At 73.8% G+C, this 18,345-nt stretch carries 18 protein-coding genes; 12 read left to right on the top strand and 6 right to left on the bottom strand.

The window, feature by feature from the left end; translation table 11 throughout:
* Positions 1-166: 166 nt before the first annotated feature.
* Complete coding sequence (locus OU787_RS19340; protein WP_268660129.1) at positions 167-1,474, top strand: MFS transporter; 1,308 nt, start codon at positions 167-169, stop codon at positions 1,472-1,474.
* A 95-nt stretch (positions 1,475-1,569) separates the two neighbouring features.
* A complete protein-coding gene (locus tag OU787_RS19335) occupies positions 1,570-1,911 on the top strand; it encodes an FmdB family zinc ribbon protein (RefSeq protein WP_268660128.1) in 342 nt (113 codons plus the stop codon).
* 334 nt (positions 1,912-2,245) lie between these two features.
* Here the strand turns inward: OU787_RS19335 and OU787_RS19330 are convergent, their stop codons facing one another.
* The gene (locus OU787_RS19330; protein WP_268660127.1) at positions 2,246-2,566 is read right to left on the bottom strand and encodes a hypothetical protein; all 321 of its coding nucleotides are present in this window, start codon (positions 2,564-2,566) and stop codon (positions 2,246-2,248) included.
* A 38-nt stretch (positions 2,567-2,604) separates the two neighbouring features.
* Positions 2,605-2,811 carry a hypothetical protein gene (locus tag OU787_RS19325; protein ID WP_157852561.1) on the bottom strand — a complete coding sequence of 69 codons (207 nt, stop codon included), beginning with the start codon at positions 2,809-2,811 and terminating at the stop codon, positions 2,605-2,607.
* A gap of 196 nt (positions 2,812-3,007) precedes the next feature.
* Here OU787_RS19325 and OU787_RS19320 point away from each other — a divergent pair, with 196 nt between their 5' ends.
* From OU787_RS19320 to mscL, 4 genes are all read left to right on the top strand, one after another.
* Positions 3,008-3,838 carry a helix-turn-helix domain-containing protein gene (locus OU787_RS19320; RefSeq protein WP_268660126.1) on the top strand — a complete coding sequence of 277 codons (831 nt, stop codon included), beginning with the start codon at positions 3,008-3,010 and terminating at the stop codon, positions 3,836-3,838.
* Positions 3,835-4,053, top strand: a complete 219-nt coding sequence (locus OU787_RS19315; protein WP_268660125.1) for a DUF397 domain-containing protein — start codon at positions 3,835-3,837, stop codon at positions 4,051-4,053. Before OU787_RS19320 ends, OU787_RS19315 begins: the two co-directional genes overlap by 4 nt.
* Before the next feature lie 152 nt (positions 4,054-4,205).
* Positions 4,206-4,424 carry a DUF397 domain-containing protein gene (locus OU787_RS19310; RefSeq protein WP_268660124.1) on the top strand — a complete coding sequence of 73 codons (219 nt, stop codon included), beginning with the start codon at positions 4,206-4,208 and terminating at the stop codon, positions 4,422-4,424.
* 559 nt (positions 4,425-4,983) lie between these two features.
* Positions 4,984-5,400 (top strand): large conductance mechanosensitive channel protein MscL, encoded by a 417-nt coding sequence (mscL, locus tag OU787_RS19305; protein WP_030459020.1) that lies wholly within the window; start codon positions 4,984-4,986, stop codon positions 5,398-5,400.
* Between the two features lie 10 nt (positions 5,401-5,410).
* On the opposite strand, the gene OU787_RS19300 is transcribed toward mscL, so the two are convergent.
* A complete protein-coding gene (locus OU787_RS19300) occupies positions 5,411-5,602 on the bottom strand; it encodes a hypothetical protein (protein WP_030459021.1) in 192 nt (63 codons plus the stop codon).
* Between the two features lie 44 nt (positions 5,603-5,646).
* Positions 5,647-6,618: a sigma-70 family RNA polymerase sigma factor gene (locus OU787_RS19295; RefSeq protein WP_030459022.1), complete on the bottom strand. Its 972-nt coding sequence runs from the start codon at positions 6,616-6,618 to the stop codon at positions 5,647-5,649.
* 654 nt (positions 6,619-7,272) lie between these two features.
* Between OU787_RS19295 and OU787_RS19290 the strand changes: the two genes are divergently transcribed.
* From OU787_RS19290 to OU787_RS19280, 3 genes are all read left to right on the top strand, one after another.
* Positions 7,273-7,752, top strand: a complete 480-nt coding sequence (locus OU787_RS19290; RefSeq protein WP_268660123.1) for a phosphatase PAP2 family protein — start codon at positions 7,273-7,275, stop codon at positions 7,750-7,752.
* A gap of 336 nt (positions 7,753-8,088) precedes the next feature.
* Positions 8,089-10,203 (top strand): murein biosynthesis integral membrane protein MurJ, encoded by a 2,115-nt coding sequence (gene murJ, locus OU787_RS19285; protein WP_063759582.1) that lies wholly within the window; start codon positions 8,089-8,091, stop codon positions 10,201-10,203.
* A gap of 167 nt (positions 10,204-10,370) precedes the next feature.
* Positions 10,371-13,754 carry an N-acetylmuramoyl-L-alanine amidase gene (locus OU787_RS19280; RefSeq protein ID WP_268660122.1) on the top strand — a complete coding sequence of 1,128 codons (3,384 nt, stop codon included), beginning with the start codon at positions 10,371-10,373 and terminating at the stop codon, positions 13,752-13,754.
* Positions 13,755-13,825: 71 nt separating this feature from the next.
* Here the strand turns inward: OU787_RS19280 and OU787_RS19275 are convergent, their stop codons facing one another.
* On the bottom strand, positions 13,826-14,842 hold the full coding sequence (locus tag OU787_RS19275) for a LuxR C-terminal-related transcriptional regulator (protein ID WP_030459025.1): 1,017 nt from the start codon (positions 14,840-14,842) through the stop codon (positions 13,826-13,828).
* A 278-nt stretch (positions 14,843-15,120) separates the two neighbouring features.
* Here OU787_RS19275 and OU787_RS19270 point away from each other — a divergent pair, with 278 nt between their 5' ends.
* From OU787_RS19270 to OU787_RS19260, 3 genes are all read left to right on the top strand, one after another.
* Entirely contained in the window at positions 15,121-15,450 is a 330-nt protein-coding gene (locus OU787_RS19270) for a hypothetical protein (protein ID WP_268660121.1), read from the top strand.
* A gap of 280 nt (positions 15,451-15,730) precedes the next feature.
* On the top strand, positions 15,731-15,976 hold the full coding sequence (locus tag OU787_RS19265) for a hypothetical protein (RefSeq protein ID WP_268660120.1): 246 nt from the start codon (positions 15,731-15,733) through the stop codon (positions 15,974-15,976).
* Between the two features lie 31 nt (positions 15,977-16,007).
* A complete protein-coding gene (locus OU787_RS19260; protein ID WP_268660119.1) occupies positions 16,008-16,700 on the top strand; it encodes a response regulator transcription factor in 693 nt (230 codons plus the stop codon).
* A 79-nt stretch (positions 16,701-16,779) separates the two neighbouring features.
* On the opposite strand, the gene OU787_RS19255 is transcribed toward OU787_RS19260, so the two are convergent.
* Positions 16,780-18,306: a SagB family peptide dehydrogenase gene (locus OU787_RS19255; RefSeq protein ID WP_268660118.1), complete on the bottom strand. Its 1,527-nt coding sequence runs from the start codon at positions 18,304-18,306 to the stop codon at positions 16,780-16,782.
* Between the last annotated feature and the right edge of the window lie 39 nt (positions 18,307-18,345).

Here is an 18,345-nt window from a genome sequence, read left to right as displayed (position 1 = left end):
TACATTCTGATCCACCCTGATTTCCATCCGGATCTCCACCCGGATTTTCCACATCTGCCTGATGCAGAGTCGGCGCGACGGCCCCGGTCGGCGCGCGAGAGGACGACCCTCGGCGCCCGGCCGGTCCCACCCGCGCGGCGCTACCAGGCAGCAGAGAGGACCGACCGTGGCGGCGCGCCGACCGGTCGACGACACCACCTCCCACGGCCCCCGCGGCACCGGCTACGGAGCGCTGCTGCGCACCCCCCGGGCCTGGACCTTCCTGCTCCCCGCCCTGGTCGCCCGGCTGCCGTACGCCATGCTCAGCCTCGGCATCGTGCTGCTGGTGCACGACACCACCGGCTCCTACGGCCTGGCCGGCGCGGTCGCCGCGGCCGCCGCCGTCTCGCAGGCCCTGATCGGCCCGCAGACCGGACGGCTCGCCGACCGGTACGGCCAGGCCGCCGTGCTGGTCCCGGCCGTCCTGGTGCACGGCGGCGCGGTCGCCGCCCTGATCGTGCTGGCCCGCGCCGGCGCCCCCGACTGGACGCTGTTCCTGGCCGCCGCCCCGGCCGGCGCCGCGGTGCCCCAGGTCGGCGCGATGGTCCGGGCCCGCTGGGTGCACCGGCTGGGCGAGCGGCCCGCCCTGATGAACACCGCCTTCGCCTTCGAGTCCGTCACCGACGAGTTCACCTTCGTCATCGGCCCGATGCTGGCCACCGGCATCGCCACCCTGGTCGACCCGTCCGCCGGACTCGCCGCCGAAGCCGCCCTGACCCTGCTGGGCGGCCTGGCCTTCGCCGCCCGCCGGGACACCGCCCCCGCGCCCACCGGCCCCGCCGCCCCCGGCGACCGGCGCGCCTCCGCCCTCTCCTCCCCCGGCGTCCGGCTGCTGGCCGGAGCCTTCCTCGGCCTGGGCACCGTCTTCGGCACCCTGCAGGTCTCGATCACCGCTTTCGCCGAGGACGCCGGCTCCGGCGGGCTCAGCGGCCTGGTCTACGGGCTGTTCGCCACCGGCTCGATGGTGGCGGGCGTGCTCTACGGCCTGGTCCCGTGGCGCAGCAGCGCCCGGCAGCGGATGGTCGCCTGCTACGCGCTGCTGGTGCTCGGCTGCTCCACCCTGTGGGCGATGCCCAACCTGGTCGCGCTGACCGTGGCGGGCCTGTTCTGCGGCCTGGCCATCGCCCCCACCCTGATCACCGGCTTCACCCTGGTGGAGACCCTGGTCGCGGACGGCGCCAAGACCGAGGCGTTCACCTGGCTGACCGGCTCGATCGGCCTCGGCCTGGCCCTCGGCTCCACCGCCGCCGGACAGCTGATCGACCGCTCCGGGCCCTCGCTCGGCTTCACCGTCGCCCTGGTCGGCTCCGGTCTCGGCCTGGTGGCGCTCGTCACGATGCGCCGCCTGCTGCTGGTTCCGGCCCCCGCGACCCGTACCGTGGCACGGGGAGGCGCGGTCCGCGAGGAGGCGGCACCGGCCGCCCGACGCGGCTGAGCGGCTGGACTCCACCAGCGGAATGCCGCATCATGGACCGTCGTTAGCACTCATGGCGTGAGAGTGCCAGGGGGAGTGACAGGAGGAAGCGGAAAGTGCCCACGTACCAGTACCAGTGCACCGAGTGCGGCAACGGCCTCGAGGCGGTGCAGAAGTTCAGCGACGACGCGCTGACCACGTGCCCCGACTGCCAGGGGAAGCTCCGCAAGGTCTTCTCGGCCGTGGGCGTGGTCTTCAAGGGCTCCGGCTTCTACCGCACCGACAGCCGCTCCAGCTCCAGCAGCTCGGTGGGCTCGTCGTCGGCCTCCTCGACGTCCTCGACGTCCTCGTCCTCCACCTCTTCCTCGTCGGGCTCGTCGAGCTCCTCGGGTTCTTCCGGCTCCTCCGCCGCCTCGACGGCGAAGAGCAGCTCCGGCTCCGCGTCCACCGCGAGCTGACCCGCTCTCCGCGGAGCCCCGTCCGGCCGCGCCGGACGGGGCTCCGTGCTGCCCGGGGCCGGTCGGCCGTCGGGCGGCGGCAGGCGGACCTCGCTCCACACGCTCTCCTTCGCCACCCCGCCGTTGCGCTCCGGCGGCGAGTAGCGGTGGCCCCAGCGGTCACCCAGCGCGATCGCGGCCACCACCCCGGCCTCGTCCGGCGCCCGGGCGGTGAAGTGCAGTTCGATCCGGTAGCCGTCCGGAAGCGTGATCACCCGGGCCTCCCCGCCGCTGGCTCCCGCCAGCCGGTCGGCGATCACCCAGGCCCGCGCCCGGAGTTCCTCCTGCCCGTCGGTCACGGGGCCGCCCCCAGCACCGGACGGACCCCGGCACCGGGCCGGGCGGGGTGCAGGTCGCCGCGCAGGAAGGCGAGTTCGAGCAGCGCCTCGGCCAGCCGCTGCACCCACGGCAGGCCCGCGCACCCCAGCGCGACGCCCCCGTACTGCGCCGGCACGTCGCTCCGGTAGACCGGCGAGAGCCCCGGCGGCGGCTCCAGCCGGGCCATCCGGAACGCCCGCTCCAACAGGTCGGCGGCCTGCTCGGAGTCGGCGAACCCGTCACGCAGGAAGCGCCGGAGGGCATCGACCACCTCCAACGGCTGTCCGGTGTACAACACGTGCGTCCTTTCGTTCGGGTGTCGGGGGAGGCAGGGGGTCAGGCCGCGTCCGGCGCGCGGACCGCGTCGCGGCCGCCGCAGCGCGGGCACCGGCAGGCCGGCCAGATCAGCGCGGAGACCAGCGGCGGGAAGCAGTCCTCGTCGGACGTGCAGGACGAGACCTGCACCCGGGCCCCGTCGGCCCGCACGGTGTAGACCCGGATCGTCAACTTCGCTGTCGGCTCCGGGGGTTGGCGGTTCGGCATGACGATCGACCTCATGGGAGTGGTTGCGCTGCGCAAGGAGGGTTTCGAGAAGCGTTCACGCGCCCGGACCGAGCTCCCGCACGCCGGTCACCGTCCGCTTCCTTCTGCGTTCTGTGCGTCACAAGCATCGGCGGGAACGGCTACGCTCGCCAGGGCTTGACCGTTGACTGTTCCGGCCTGTTGAAGGGGAGCAACCATGGAAACCGACAACGAAGTTGATGTTGTGTCATCCCCTGCCCTGCGCTTCGGCCGGGAACTCGCCAGGTCACGGGCGGCCCGTGGCTGGTCGCAAGTCAGGCTCTCCAAACAGATGGGCTACACGAACGGCTACATCTCGCTCATCGAACGAGGTAAGCGGGCACTGACTTATACATTCGCTGTCAAGGCCGACGAAGTGTTCGGTACCGGCTCGCGCTTCCAGGAACTCTGGCGGCTCTACTCGAACGCGAGCCTGGTGGAGGGGTTCTCTGAGTACGTCGAGGCCGAGGCCAGGTGCCGGGTGCTCCGCACCTTCCAGTTGGGTGTCGTTCCGAGCCAGTTCCAGACTCCCGCCTACGCCTCGGCCTTGGCGATGGCAGCAGCACGGCGCGGGGACATCACCGAGGCCCAGGCGGAGGCCCGGGTGTCCTTCTTGGAGAACCGGCAGCAGACCTTTCGACGCCCCACCGCACCCCTCGTCCACGCGGTGCTGGATGAAGGGTGCATCCGTCGCATCGTGGGCGGCCCCGAAGTCATGGCGGAGCAACTCGCCCACCTCGAAGCCCTGGCTGCGAGCCCTCAAGTGGTGTTGCAGATCGCCCCGTTCGACCTCGGAGAGCGGGTACCGTTCAGGATGCCGGTGGTCCTGCTCACCCTCCCCGACCGGTCGGTGCTCGGCTATGCGGAATCCCTGGCCCGAGGCTATATGGAGCGGGGTCGGGAGACCGTTGCGTCCTGGTCCAAGCGCTACGATCTGCTCCTGGTGGAGTCCCTCTCAACGGTAGCTTCACTCGCCATGATCCGAACTGCTCGGGAGGAACTCGCATGACCCACATCGACCTGCCCAACACCCGCTGGGTGAAGAGCAGTTACAGCACCGACGGCGGAGACTGCGTCGAGTTCGCGCCCGAGTTCGCCGCCACCCATGGCCTCGTCCCGGTCCGCGACTCCAAGGACCCCCACGGACCCGCCCTGCTCTTCACCGAGACCGCCTTCACCGCCTTCGTCACCGCGGTCAAGTCCGGCCGCTTCGACGCGAACTGACCTACCACCAGCACCACCCGGCCCCGCAGACCAACCATCTGGGCGCGCGGGGCTTCTTCATGCCCAAAACCGGGAAACCCCACCCGGGCGGCTTCACCCGGAACGTACGATCGGCCGCCGAGAACGCCGCATCCGCCGTGGGAGGAACGCACATGACCCGCATCGACCTGTCCGGTGCCCGCTGGACGAAGAGCAGCCACAGCACCGACGGCGGCAACTGCGTCGAGTTCGCGCCCGAGTTCACCGCCACCCACGGCCTCGTCCCGGTCCGCGACTCCAAGGACCCCCACGGACCCGGCCTGCTCTTCACCGAGGCCGCCTTCACCGCCTTCGTCACGGCGGTCAAGTCCGGCCGCTTCGACATGGGCTAGCCCCCACCGAGCGGTCGGGCTGCGGGGTTCCTGTTGCGGTGGGGGCGGGTTACGCGGGTTCCTTCGGACGGTGGGGCGGGGGTGTTGACGGGGGTGGGCCGGGTGGCGTAGTGGTTCACTCGGGCGGGTGGGGTCGGTTTTCCACAGGGGCGGGGTTGTCCACAGGGTGGGGAAATGCCGGGGCGGGGTGGCGGGGCGGGGCGCAGGATGGCCGGCGCGGCCCTGTTCGGGGCCGCGGGGTCCGGTCGGGAAGGGTCTGTGATGACGTCCTCTGTGTTGCCGCCGCTGCCTGCGGTGCTGGTTCCGCCGCGCCGTGAGGTGCCTGATTTTCCGCCGATCCGGGGGGTGGCGTCGGGTCGCCACCGGTTGCGGGGGGTGGTGCGGCGGCGGGGCGGGGTGGTGGCGGTGGGGTGCCTGGTGCTGGCTGCGGGGTTGCTGTGCGGGCCGCCGCGCGGGGCTCCGCCGTCGGTCGGCGGGGCGGGCGGGTGCCCCCTGGCGTCAACCCGGTGACGTCGGATTTCACCCGTGACCTTCGGGGGCGTCCGCCGTTCGACGCGGCATGAAAGGCTTCAAGGAATTCCTGCTCCGCGGAAACGTGGTGGACCTGGCCGTCGCCGTCGTCATCGGCGCGGCCTTCACCACCGTCATCAACGCGTTCGTCAAGGGCGTGATCAACCCGCTGGTCGGCGTGTTCGGCACCAAGGACCTGTCCGTCTACAAGTCCTGCCTCAAGGGCCCCTGCGAGGTGGACGCCGCCGGGAACGTCACCTCGGGCGTCTACATCCTCTGGGGTTCGGTGCTGAGCGCCGCGCTCACCTTCCTGATCACCGCCGCCGTCGTGTACTTCCTGCTGATCCTGCCGATGAACCACTTCATGCGGAAGCGCAGGTCGTTGGAGGAGGAGGCCCTGGAGGCCGAGGAGAAGGAGGTCGTCCTGCTCACCGAGATCCGCGACGCGCTGGTGCGCCGCGGCTGATCCCGTTACGTCACTTCTCCCCGTGGTGCGGGGGCCGCTGGCTGCGGTACCAGTCCAGCCCCCGCTCCCCCGACGCGTCGCCCCAGCCGCGGTCGGTGTCGTCGGAGGTCTGCTGCTCGAACGGGTCCGTGAAGACCAGTCGGGGCCTGGGGGCGGGGGCGGGCCGGGGCTCGGGCTGCGGTGCGTCGTCCGGGGAGGTCATGTCCTCCACTGTAGGGCGGCCGCGGGCCCCGGCGGGGCGGCCGGTCAGGCGGCCTCGAAGCCCGCGTGGTCGGCGATCTTCTTGAGTTCGGCGAGGGCGTGCTTCTCGATCTGGCGGATCCGCTCGCGGGTCAGGCCGTGCTGCTTGCCGACCTCGGTCAGCGTGCGCTCGCGGCCGTCCTCCATGCCGTAGCGGCTGCGGATGATGGAGGCGGTGCGGTCGTCGAGGCGGCCGATCAGGTCGTCCAGCTCCTCGCGGCGCAGCATCACCATCACCGCGTCCTCCGGGGAGACCGCGCCGGTGTCCTCCACCAGGTCTCCGAACTGGGTCTCGCCCTCGTCGTCGACCGACATGTTGAGGCTGACCGGGTCCCGGGCCCAGTCCAGCACGTCCTTGACGCGCTGCTCGGTGGTGTCCAGCTCGGCGGCGATCTCGGCGGGCTCGGGCTCGCGGCCCAGCTCCTTGGCCTTCTCGCGCTGGACCCGGCGGATCCGGCCGAGCTCCTCGACCAGGTGGACGGGGAGGCGGATGGTGCGGGACTGGTCGGCGATGGAACGGGTGATCGCCTGGCGGATCCACCACGTCGCGTAGGTGGAGAACTTGAAGCCCTTGGAGTAGTCGAACTTCTCCACGGCGCGGACCAAGCCGGCGTTGCCCTCCTGGATCAGGTCGAGCAGCGGGAGGCCGCTGCGCGGGTAGCGGCGGGCCACCGCGACGACCAGGCGGAGGTTGGAGCGGATGAAGACGTCCTTGGCGCGCTCGGCGTCGTCCGCTATCGCCTGCAGCTCCTCGGTGGTGACGCCGTCGAGGGACTCCTCCTCGTCGAGCAGGTGCTGGGCGAAGACCCCGGCCTCGATCCGCAGGGACAGCTCGACCTCCTCCGCGGCATCGAGCAGGGGCGTCCTGGCGATCTCGTCGAGGTACATGCCGACCAGGTCACGGTCGGCTTCGAGGTTGGTCGGGCGGGCGGTGCGAGTCCGATCGGCCCTGTCGCGTACGACGGCACGGGTGGCCATGCTTGCTCCCTCACTGACGCTGCCGGTGGCGCTCCGTTCCGCCGCTCGGCACAACCGTGTGGGCCGTTCGTGGCTCACACGTAACGATCCAACGCACAGAAATCGGACAACATTCCCAAGTGGCTCAGTTTTTCGCCGGGGATGCAGTATCCTGCCGATTTTCATCCGATCGGTACACGCAGCGTGACCGGCTCCGGACGCCGCGCACGCGCCGCGCCGGGCCTGCGGCGGGCACCGGACCGGCGCGAACCCTTCGCGGAGCCTTCGCGCGGCGTCCGCACAACCGATGCCGAATCGCGATCGGGTCAGCGCCGGTTCGCCTCCTGGCGCTGGGAAGGTGTCTGTCATGCACCAGTCCACCGACCCCGGCTCCCGGGCGCCCGCCGGGCGCTCCGCGGCCCGTCCCCGGGTACAACGCCCGAGGGTGCTCCGTTGTGCCTGGCCGGCGCTCGCGGGTGCGCTGGTGTTCACCGTGCTGCTGGTGCTGGTGAAGACCGGCTGGGGGCCGCTGGCCCGGCTGGACCAGGGCTGGGTGTCGGTGCTGCACCGGTACGCGCTGCGCCACCCGGTGTGGACGGCCGCCATGCAGACGCTGGCCGACCTGGGCGCGCCCTGGGTGATGCGGGCGCTGCTCGGGGCGGTCGCGGTGTGGCTGTGGGCGCTGGGCGCCCGGGTGCTGGCGGGCTGGGCGGTGGCGGCGACGCTGCTGGGCTGGGCGGCGGCCGGGGCGGCCGGGCGCTGGCCGGGCGGCCCCGGCCGCACTTCGCCGACCCGGTGGCGGTCGGCTCCGGCCTGTCCTTCCCGTCCGGGCACGCGCTGGCCTCGGCGGTCACCTGCGGGGCGCTGCTGGTGCTGGCGTGGCCGCGGGCGGAGCGGCCGGTGCGGGTGGCGGCGGCCGGCGCGGCGGCGCTGGCGGTGCTGGCGGTGGGCTGGACCAGGATCGCGCTGGGCGTGCACTGGCCGAGCGACGTGCCGGCCGGCTGGGCGGCGGCGGTGGTCGCGCTGGCCGGCCCGGCGCTGGCGGTGGAGCTGTGGCTGCCGGGCCGGTTCGGCCGGGACGTCCGGCTGCTGCGCCGGCGGGCCCGGCCCCGGGTGCAGCGGGTGCTGGCCCCGCCGCTGCCGCCGGTGGAGTAGGCCACGGAGCGCGATCCGGGCCGCTCCTGACGGATCGTGAGCAACGTCACACCGCGTTTCCGGCCTCCTCCGGGCGGGGGAACGGCGCGGGCAGCATTCCGCGTGTTTCCGGGCGCAAACGGCGCTCCCCGGCCGGTGCCGCAAGGCCCCCGGACACCGGTGCGACCGGCTCGAACACCCCGCCGGTCGGCACCCGACTCCCCATCGGGTGCCGAAGTGGGGCAGACTTCTGCGGCTGGTGCACCCTGCAACCGGCAGGCGGAGTCCGGACCAGGGCCGAATCTCCCGCACTCATCCCACGCAGCGCCGGACGGGCACCGATCGACGGGGGGTCCGATGACCATGCACACCGCGGACGGCTCCGGCGACCCGTACCAGGCACAGGCCCAGGGCGCCCCCTACCCGCCGCAGGGCGATCCGTACCACCCGGACGGCGCCCGCCCGCAGCACGACCCGTACCGGCAGCAGGGCGTTCCGTCCTACCCGCCGCAGGGGCAGCCGTACCCCGGGCAGGACCAGCCGACCATGCAGCTGGGCCGGATCCCCGCCCAGGCCTTCGAGCAGTTCGGGCAGCCCCCGCTGCCGCCGCGGCCGGTGGAGCGGCCGGTGCCGCCGCCGCGGTCCGGCGAGGAGCCGGCCGCCCCGAAGCCCCCGGCCGCGAAGCCCGCCGCCTCCACCGGCCGCAACGGCCTGATCATGGCGATGGGTTCGCTGGCCTCCCGGGCGCTGGGCTTCGTGCGCAGCGCGGTGATCGTGGCGGCGCTGGCCACCGGCCCGGCCGGTGACGCGTTCAGCGTGGCGAACTCGCTGCCGAACATCGTCTACATGATGCTGCTCGGCGGCGTGCTGGCCTCGGTGTTCGTGCCGGAGCTGGTGCACGCGATGCAGACCCACCAGGACGGCGGCCAGGCCTACAGCGACCGGCTGCTCACCCTGTGCGGGGTGATCCTGGTGGTGCTGACGGTCGGCGCCTGGCTGTTCGCCCCGCAGATCGTCGACTTCTACTCGGGGTTCGACGACCCCGTGCAGCGCGAACTGGCGATCACCTTCGCCCGGTACTGCCTGCCGCAGATCCTCTTCTACGGCGTCTTCACCCTGCTCGGGCAGGTGCTGAACGCCCGCGACCGGTTCGGCGCCATGATGTGGACGCCGGTGCTGAACAACGTGGTCGCGATCGCCGTGTTCGGCGGCTACCTGGCGATGGGCCGGCACGCCTACGAGGCGAACGAGGTGAGCGGCGGGGACGCCATGCTGCTGGGCCTCGGCTCGACGCTGGGCATCGTGGTGCAGGCCGCCGCGCTGCTGCCCTCGCTGCGCTCGGCCCGCTTCACCTACCGCCCGCGCTTCGACTGGCGCGGCGCGGGCCTGACCCGGCCGCTGCGCGCGGCGGGCTGGGCGCTGGCCCTGGTGGTGGCCACCCAGCTGTCCTTCGCGGTGATCACCAGCCTGAGCACCAGCGCGGGCACCGCGGCGAAGGACGCGGGCATCCTGGGCGGCCGCGGCTTCACGGCCTACAACAACGCCTACGCGCTGTTCGTGGTCCCGCAGGGCGTGATCACGGTGTCGCTGGTGACGGCGCTGCTGCCGGGCATGGCCCGGGCCGCGACGGCGGGCGACTACCGGAAGATCGGCGAGGACCTGGCGGGCGTGCTGCGCTCCTCGGCGGCGATGGTGGTCACCGCGGCGGTGCTGTTCTTCGCGCTGGGCTCGCAGATCGCGATGGCCGCGTACGGCTACGGCTCCGGGTCGCACGTGCACGACGACGCGATGGTGGTCGGCCTGCTGCTGATGGCCTTCGCGGTCGGCCTGCCCGCGTTCTGCGCCCAGTACGGCCTGGCCCGCGGCTTCTACGCGATGGGCGACGCCCGGACGCCGTTCTGGCTGACCCTGATCTCCACCGGCACCAACGCGGCGCTGTGCTGGGTGGCGTACGAGACGCTGCCGCTGCGCTACAAGGTGATCGGCATGGCGGTGGCGCACACCGTGGCGGCCACCCTGTCGGCGGTGGTGACCGGCGTGGCGCTGGGCCGCCGGCTGGCGAAGGGCGCTCCCCCGGCGGCGGTGCCCGCGCAGCAGCGGGCGGGCGGGGGCGCGGACGAGACGATGGTGCTGCGCACCGACGCCTTCGCGCCGGGGGCGAACGCCACGGTGGACCTGGGGGTGCGGCGGCGCGGCAGCGGGCTGGAGGGCGGCCGGCTGGTGGTGCTGCACCTGGGCCTGGTGGTGGCCTGCCTGCCGGGTGCGCTGGCCGCGCACTGGCTGGCGGGGCGGTTCGGCGCGGGCCTGTTCGGCAGTCTGACCGGCCTGGCGGCGGGTGCGCTGGCGGTGCTGGTCTCGCTGTTCGTGCTGGCCCGTCCGCTGGGCGTGGGCGCCTCGGTGGCGCCGTTCGCCCGCAAGCTGCGGATCCCGTACCCGGCCCCGGCGCCGACCAGCGGCAAGCACCGGCGGTAGGTTCTGTCCGGCCGGCGCGCCGGGCCTGAGCAGGGCCGGAGCGGCCTTCACCGGACCTTCACCGGAAGCGGGCAACCTCCGGTCGTCCGGGTGCGTATCGATCGGTGCTAGCGTCAGCGCTCGCCCCGGCGCCGCTTCGTCGTGCGCACCGGGTCCGTTTCCCGCCCGTGCCGGCCACCGCGGCCGGACTCGTCCGGAAGGCCCGCTCCTCCTTGACCGCCCACCAGGACCCGCCGGCCGGCAACGGACGGCACCGCCGCACCCACCGCCTGCGGATACCGCTGGCCCTGACGGCCGCCGTGGCCGTCACCGCGACCACCCTGTCCCTGCTCGCCTCGGCCGACGACCGGGCCGCCGCCGCGGCGCCCGGCGACCGGCTGCGCAGCGCCTTCACGGCGGCCGCCGGCGAGTTCCACGTCCCGCAGAGCGTGCTGCTGGCGCTCTCCTACCAGCAGAGCCGCTGGGAGCAGCACGACGGACAGCCGAGCACCACCGGCAACTACAACGTGATGGGCCTGACCGAGGTCGACCCGGCCGCGGTCGCCAAGGCGCTCGCCCAGGGCCCGGGCCCGGAGACGGACGGGCGGGGCGACGGCACCGCGCCGGCCGCGGAGCCCGCGCCGGTGCCGGTGGTGGACTCCCCCGCGCTGCACACGCTGGAGCGCGCCGCGCAGCTGATCAAGCGCCCGTCCGCGCAGCTGAAGTCGGACCCGGCGCAGTCGATCCGCGGTGCGGCGGCGCTGCTGGTGAAGTACCAGAAGGACGCGGGCCGGCCGGTCTCCGGCGACCCCGCCGCCTGGTACGAGTCGGTGGCCCGGTTCAGCGAGGCGACCGACGACGCGAGCGGCCACGCCTTCGCCGACCGGGTGTACAACACCATCCGGATCGGCGCGGCCCGGACCACCTCGGACGGCGAGCGGGTCGAACTGCCCGCCGACACCGGGGTCGCGCAGGGCTCCGCGAGCACCGAGGGCGCGCCGCGCAGCTCCGCCGACGGCCAGGGCTCGCTGCCCGCGCTGCCGGTGGCCGCCGCCGCCCCGACCAAGGGCAAGGACCGGGCCGTCCGCGGCAAGGACGCGCCGAAGGCCGCCGACGGGACGGCCGCCGCGGGCACCGCCGACGGCCGGACCGGGACGGCCGCCGCCTCGCGCGGCACGGCGCGCCCGGCGCTGGCCCCGCTGTCGTCGAACCCCGAGCCGCACCCGGTCGAGTGCCCGACCGCGCTGAACTGCGACTTCCAGGAGGCGGCGTACGACTTGACGAACGCCGCCGACCCGACCTCGTACGGCAACTACACGATCGCCAACCGGCCCGACGACGGGGACCGGATCGAGTACATCGTGATCCACGACACCGAGGGCGGGTACGCCGGGTCGATCCAGACCTTCCAGAACCCGAAGTCGCAGGCCAGCGCGCACTACATCGTGCGGGCGAGCGACGGCCACGTCACCCAGCTGGTGAACAACAAGAACATCGCCTGGCAGGCCGGCAACAAGACGGTCAACATGCACAGCATCGGCGTCGAGCACGAGGGCTACGCGTTCCCGACCGGGACCCAGCCCTGGTACTCGGAGCAGCTGTACCAGTCCTCGGCGACCCTGGTGCGCTACCTGGCGGCGAAGTACGGGGTGCCGCTGGACCGCGAGCACATCATCGGCCACGACGACGTGCCGGGGCCGACCCAGGCGACGATCTCGGGCATGCACTGGGACCCGGGCACGTTCTGGGACTGGAACCACTACATGGACCTGCTCGGCGCGCCGGTGCGGGCCAACGCGGGCGGCGTGCTGCTGCCGGGCGGCAAGGTGACCATCGCCCCGGCCTTCGACGCGACCAACACCCCGCCGGTGGACGGGATCCCGGCGCGGCCGGAGAACTTCGTCTACCTGTACACCGGTCCGAACAGCGGCACCCTGATCAACGGCGGCACCACCCAGGCCGCGGACGTCCGGGCCAAGGCGGTGGCCGGCACCAGCTTCGTGGTGGCCGAGCAGCAGGGCGACTGGACGGCGGTCTGGTACGGCGGGAAGAAGGCCTGGTTCGCCAACCCGGGCTTCACCGCGGGCGTGGCGGACGACCGTCCCGGCCAGGTGGTGCTGGCCGCGAAGCCGGGGGCCGCCTCGATCCCGGTCTACGGGCGCACCTACCCGGAGCTGTCGGCGTACCCGGCGGAGATCAGCACCGCCAACCTGGAGCCGGTGGCGTACACCGCGACCGTCCCGGCCGGCCAGGGCTACCTGGCGGGCAGCCCGGTGGCGCTGGACAGCGACTTCTACTACGCGCAGAACATCAACGGCGACGCGCCCAAGGACCGCACCCGGGTGGTCGGCACCGACACCTACTACCCGATCCGGTTCGACCACCGGCTGGCGTACCTGAAGTCCTCCGACGTCCAGGTGGTCGCCAACAGCGCGCCCGCGCCCAGCGGTTACACCCCGGCGGGCCCGTACCGGCTGCTGGACACCCGGGACGGCACCGGTGCGACGAAGGCCAAGGTCGGTCCGACCCGGTCGATCACCCTGCAGGTCGCGGGCGCGAGCCTGGGCAACGGCACCACCGTCCCGAACGACATCACCGCGGTGGTGCTGAACGTGACGGCCACCAACCCGACCAGCCCGAGCTTCGTCGCGGTCTACCCGGACGGGCAGCCCCGCTCGTCCGCGTCGAACCTCAACTTCACCCCGGGGCAGACCGTCCCCAACCTGGTGATCGTCCCCGTGGTGAACGGCAAGGTCGACCTGTACAACAACGACGGCACCGTGGACCTGATCGCCGACATCACCGGGTACTACTCGCCGTCGGGCGCCTCGAAGCTGTCCACCGCGGGCCCGTACCGGCTGCTGGACACCCGGGACGGCACCGGTGCGGCGAAGGCCAAGGTCGGTCCGACCCGGTCGATCACCCTCCAGGTCGCGGGCGCGAGCCTGGGCAACGGCACCACCGTCCCGAACGACATCACCGCGGTGGTGCTGAACGTGACGGCCACCAACCCGACCAGCCCGAGCTTCGTCGCGGTCTACCCGGACGGGCAGCCCCGCTCGTCCGCGTCGAACCTCAACTTCACCCCCGGGCAGACCGTCCCCAACCTGGTCGTCGTCCCCGTGGTGAACGGCAAGGTCGACCTGTACAACAACGACGGCACCGTGGACCTGATCGCCGACATCTCCGGGTACTACACCCGGGGCGGCGGCGCGTCGTTCGTCAGCGCGGGCCCGGCCTGGCTGATGGACACCCGCACCGGCCTGGGCGCCCCGCAGGCCAAGGTCGGCGCGGGCCGGACGGTCACCCTGCGGGTGGCGGGGCCGGCCGGGGTGCCGGCGGACGCGAAGGCCGTGGTGCTGAACGTGACGGCGACCAACCCGACCAGCCCGAGCTTCGTCGCGGTCTACCCGAACGGGACGCAGCGGACCTCCGCCTCGAACCTCAACTTCACCCCCGGGCAGACCGTCCCCAACCTGGTCGTCGTCCCGGTCGTGAACGGCAAGGTCGACCTGTACAACAACGACGGCACCGTGGACCTGATCGCCGACATCACCGGCTACTACCGGTAAGTCCGCCGGGTCCGTGCGCGCGGCCCCCGTCCCCTTCCGCGGGGGCGGGGGCCGCGCGTCGTGACGGGGCCTCAGGCGGAGGCGTCCTCGGCGGCCTCCAGCCAGCCGAGGGCGGCGACCTGGATGCCGGCCTGGAAGCGGCTGCGGGCGTCCATCCGGACCATCAGGTCGGCCATCATGCGGCGGACGGTGCGCAGGGAGACGCCCAGGCGCTGGCCGGCCCGTTCGTCGGTGAGGCCCTCGGCGAGCAGGCGGAGGAGTTCGCGCTCCTGGCCGGTGAGGCCGTGCGGGTCGCGCTGGGTGCTCTCGCCGAGCGGGCGGGCGTGTTCCCAGACCTGGTCGAAGAGGGCGCGCAGGGCGGTGACGACGCCGGGGCTCTGCAGCAGGACGGCGCCCTTGCGGGGGTCGTCGGGGTCGATCGGGACGATGGCGGTGGCGTTGTCGACCACGATCATGCGCAGCGGGAGGGTGGGGGTGGTCCGGACGGCGCCGCCGAGGCCGTGCAGCCAGCGGGCGTACTGGACGGTGGCGGGGTCGTTGCGGACGCTGTCCTGGTAGACGGTGCGCATCCGGACGCCGCGTTCCAGGGTCTCCTGGTCGAGGGTGCGGCTGGCTTCCATGACGGGGGCGGGCTGCGGGCCGCCGGGGGCGAAGGAGAGCACCTCGGCGGTGGCGTCGGAGGCGAGCTGGATCAGCCGGTCGCGGACCTGGTCGAGGCTGGAGAGCATCTCGATGCCGCGCTGCCCGCCCGCGCCGGGGGCGTGGATGCTGGCGTACTCGGCGATCAGGCCGGCCATCGCGGCGCGGCTGCGTTCGGCCTCGCGCTGGCGGCGGGCCTCCTCGGCCTCCTGGTGGGCGAGCAGGGCGGCGAGGCCGCGTTCGGGGTTGACGGCGCGCCAGCGGGTGCCGCAGCTGGCGGGGCGGGTGAGGGCGAGGTCGGCGAGCCGGTCGAGGGCGTCGCCGATCTCGGCCTCGGTGGAGTCGAGGTGCCCGGCCAGGCCGCCGGTGTCGAGGTCGGGGTGCAGCAGCATGGCGCGGTACACCGCCTCGCCGAACGCGTCGAGCCCGATCGGGCCGCCGGCGGTCAACGGCCGGTCTTCCGCGTGCTCCGGCCCGTGCCCGTCCGCGTGGTTCTGCCCATGTCGACCTCCAGCGCGCCGTGGTGCGGCGCGCCCCCCGGATTCGTGCTGACCGGCGCCCGGCTGGTGCCGACGACAGGTCAGTGTGAAGAAATGGCTTGCGGAGATTCTGTCGCACGGGTGGGCGAGGCGTGAAGACCACCAGACAACTGTCATCTTCGTGCCAGGCGGGGATGTGACACCCGCCGTACCGCGCGGATCGGTTCGGGATTTGCCACGCTGGACGGATGTACGCGATCCGCCTGGAGTTGGTCCCGCCGTCCGCCGCGGGGCGGTGCGCGGAGTCCGCCGGGGCCGGTCCGGTGCGGGCCGCGCTGCTGCGGCTGCCGCTGGACCGGGCCCGGGTGTGCCACGCCCGGGTGCGGGAGGGGGCGGACGGGCTGGCGGCGGTCTGCTTCCTGACGGCCGCTTCGCTGCTGGCCGCGGAGTGGGCGCTGCGGGCGGGCGCTGCGGCGCTGGTGGGGCCGGACGGGCCGCTGGCGGGCTGGTCGGTGGCGCACTGCGAGGCGGATCCGTGGTTCGCGCTGGGCCTGTGGCAGGACCGCGCCCACAGCTGACGGTGCATCAACAAGCAGGTCGGGGAGCTGTCCTCACAGTGTCACGGCACTCTGGTGCCAGCTCCGGCTACTGACACGGAGGGGCTCCGGGGAGCACTCTCGTTGTTGTCGGCAGGACGACGGAGCGAGGACGCGGCAGCAGCCCCCGGCGGGGGACGCGGACCGCACCGGGCACCTGGCGGCGGATCGCACCACACCCCCGGTGGCAGCCCGGGGTCAGCCGAACGCGAGAGGATCGGGCACTCCCATGTCGCTGAACATCCGTATTGTCACGATTGCCATGATTGGCGCACTGGCCGTGGGCGGCGTCGCCACCGCCGCCGAACTGGCCGGCCCGGCCCGGCCGGGCGCCGTGGTCGCGGCCGACGCGGCGGTCGCGGACGGCCCGCAGCGGCCGGACGACGCGGCGCAGGCGAGCGTGGTCGGCCCCGGCGTGACGGACCCGAGCCCGGTGCCGTCCGGCAGCCCGACCCCGTCCCCGACCACCAGCGCCCCGCAGCAGTCCGGGACCTGGGGCTGGGGCTGATCGGGCCGGAGCGGACCGGGGAGGCGCGCGGATGACGACCGCACTGGAACGCCCGCTGGGGCAGCGGGACTTGGCGCACCGGTTCCCGATCGGCGGGACCGCGGCGCAGCCGGCGGCGCAGGTGCTGCTGGCCGACGGGCACCACCTGTTCCGTTCGGGGCTGGGGGCCCTGCTGGACCGGGAGGAGGACCTCGCGGTGGTCGCCGAGGCGGCCGGCGGCGAGGAGGCCGTCGCGGCGGCGGCCCGGGTGCGGCCCGCGGTGGCGGTGCTGGGGCTGGACCCGGAGCAGGCGGACGGGCCGGTGCTGGCCCGGCTGGTGCAGCAGGCGGCGCCGGGCGCGGCGGTGCTGCTGCTGGTGCCGGCCCTGCCGCGGACGGCGGAGTCGCGGCGGGCGCTGGTGGAGGGCGCGGCCGGGGTCCTGCTGAAGGACGTGCAGGCGCCGGCGCTGATCGCGGCGGTGCGCGAACTGGCCCGCGGCGGCCGGGTGTACGACCCGCGGCTGGTGCTGGACGTGGTGCGCACCGGGCAGGCCGGGCCGCTGAGCCGCCGGGAGCTGGCGGTGCTGGGCGAGATCGCCGAGGGCAGCACGGTGCGGGAGGCGGCCGCGGCGCTGTCGCTCTCGCCGGGGACGGTGCGCAACTACGTCTCGGCGGCGATCGCCAAGACCAGGGCCCGCAACCGCTGCGACGCGATCCGGATCGCCCGCGAGTGCGGCTGGCTGTAGGTGGAAGGGGCAGGGCTCGCCGACGACCCGTCAGATTCCCGCTGACGGGTCGCAGGCGTGCGTGCGTCCGGACGGGTCGTCAGAAGTTCTCGCCGAAGCCCTCCCCGGCGCGGGCGGCGGCCACCACGTCCGCGAAGCCGTGCGCGGTGCGCGGCACGCCGGCCGGGCGGCTGCCGATCAGGAACTCGCCGACCGAGGACTCCGCCGTCCAGTCCAGGCCGAGGGCGCGGGCGGCGGCGTCGGTGTCGCCGGAGCCGAGGCCGCAGGGGGCCAGGCCCATGGCGGTGGCCACCAGGTAGAGCGTCTGGTAGAGCACGCCGACGTGCTTGAGGGTCAGCGCGTAGGCGATCTGGCTGTACTTCCAGGAGAGCCGGCCGAACCGGCTGGTGACGGTGAGCAGCACCTGCGGGTCGACGGTGCAGGCGGTGGCGCGCCAGGCGGCGGTGACGAGTTCGCTGAACGCGGCCTCCTCGCCGGGGTGCTGGAACGGGCGGGGGCGCAGCCGGTGGGCGGCGGCGTCGTAGCGGTAGACGCCGGGCTCCAGGCCGACGCACTTGACCACCGAGAGGTAGACCTCGAGTTCGCCGGTGGCGCCGCCGGCCGGGTAGGGGCGTTCGACGCCGTCGTAGCCGTGCGGGTCGGCGGGGTCGCCGGGGATGACCCGGCGGACCCGGGCCACCCGGTAGAGCAGTTCGGCGAGTTGGTCGAGGGTGACGGGGGTGTCGGCGTAGCTGCGCACCGAGCGGCGGCCTTCCAGGACCTCGCTGAGCGCGGGGTCGCGGGCGACCACGGTGTCCCAGTCGGGGACGGGCAGGTCGATGCCCTCGCCCTCCTCGCGGGAGCCGGGGGCGGAGACCGCGGGCAGCTGCGGGACGTCCTGGTGGGCGAAGACGCCGCCGGTGGGGTAGTCGTGCCGACCGGGGCGGCTGCGGGCGTGGAACAGCAGGTCGTGGAAGTCCCAGAGCGGGGCCTCGGCGCCCTTGCCCGCGTCCAGGAATCCGCCGCCCGCGAGCAGTCCGGCCAGCGCCTCGCCCTCGCCGGGGCTCATCCCGGCCAGCAGGGCGGCCTCCTCGGCGGTCCGGGAGGCGCTGAGCGCGGCGACGAAGGCGCCCGCGGCGGCCTGGTGCAGGGTGAGGCGGAACGGGGCCATCGGCGATTCGAGGACGCAGCTCTCGCCGTCCTGGCCCTGGCCGTCCGGCAGGCGGCGCAGGTAGGCGAACCGGGAGAGCACCAACTCGCCGGTGGGGCGGGCGAATCCGGGCAGGGCGGCGGAGCGGGCGATCGGCACGGCGGTGGCCAGCGGGGTGCCGAGCGGGTCGGCGACGGTGGTGGTGACCAGGTACGGGAAGCGTTCGAGCAGTTTGAGCAGCCGGACGTGGTCGAGGGCGAGCAGGTCGAGGTCGGCGTCGGTGCGGGTGAGGTCGAGCAGCGCGGCGACGGTGCGCTCGCCGAGGGCGTGGACGCGCTGGCGGCCCCACGGGTGGGCGAGTTCGACGTCGGCGCCCTGGGCGGTGACCTCGACCTCGGGGCGCAGCCGCAGCAGGCGGCGCAGCGGGTGGTGGCCCCCGGTGGCGGGGGCGGGTGGCAGGGTGTCGATGACGGTCATGGTGTACCTCCCCGGAGGGGCGGGGCAGCCGGGCCCGGC

The sequence above is a fragment of the Kitasatospora sp. YST-16 genome (assembly GCF_026802215.1).
Lineage (GTDB): Bacteria > Actinomycetota > Actinomycetes > Streptomycetales > Streptomycetaceae > Kitasatospora > Kitasatospora cineracea.
Note: the sequence above shows the minus strand (reverse complement) of the source record. Positions and strands in the feature narration are given on the sequence as shown.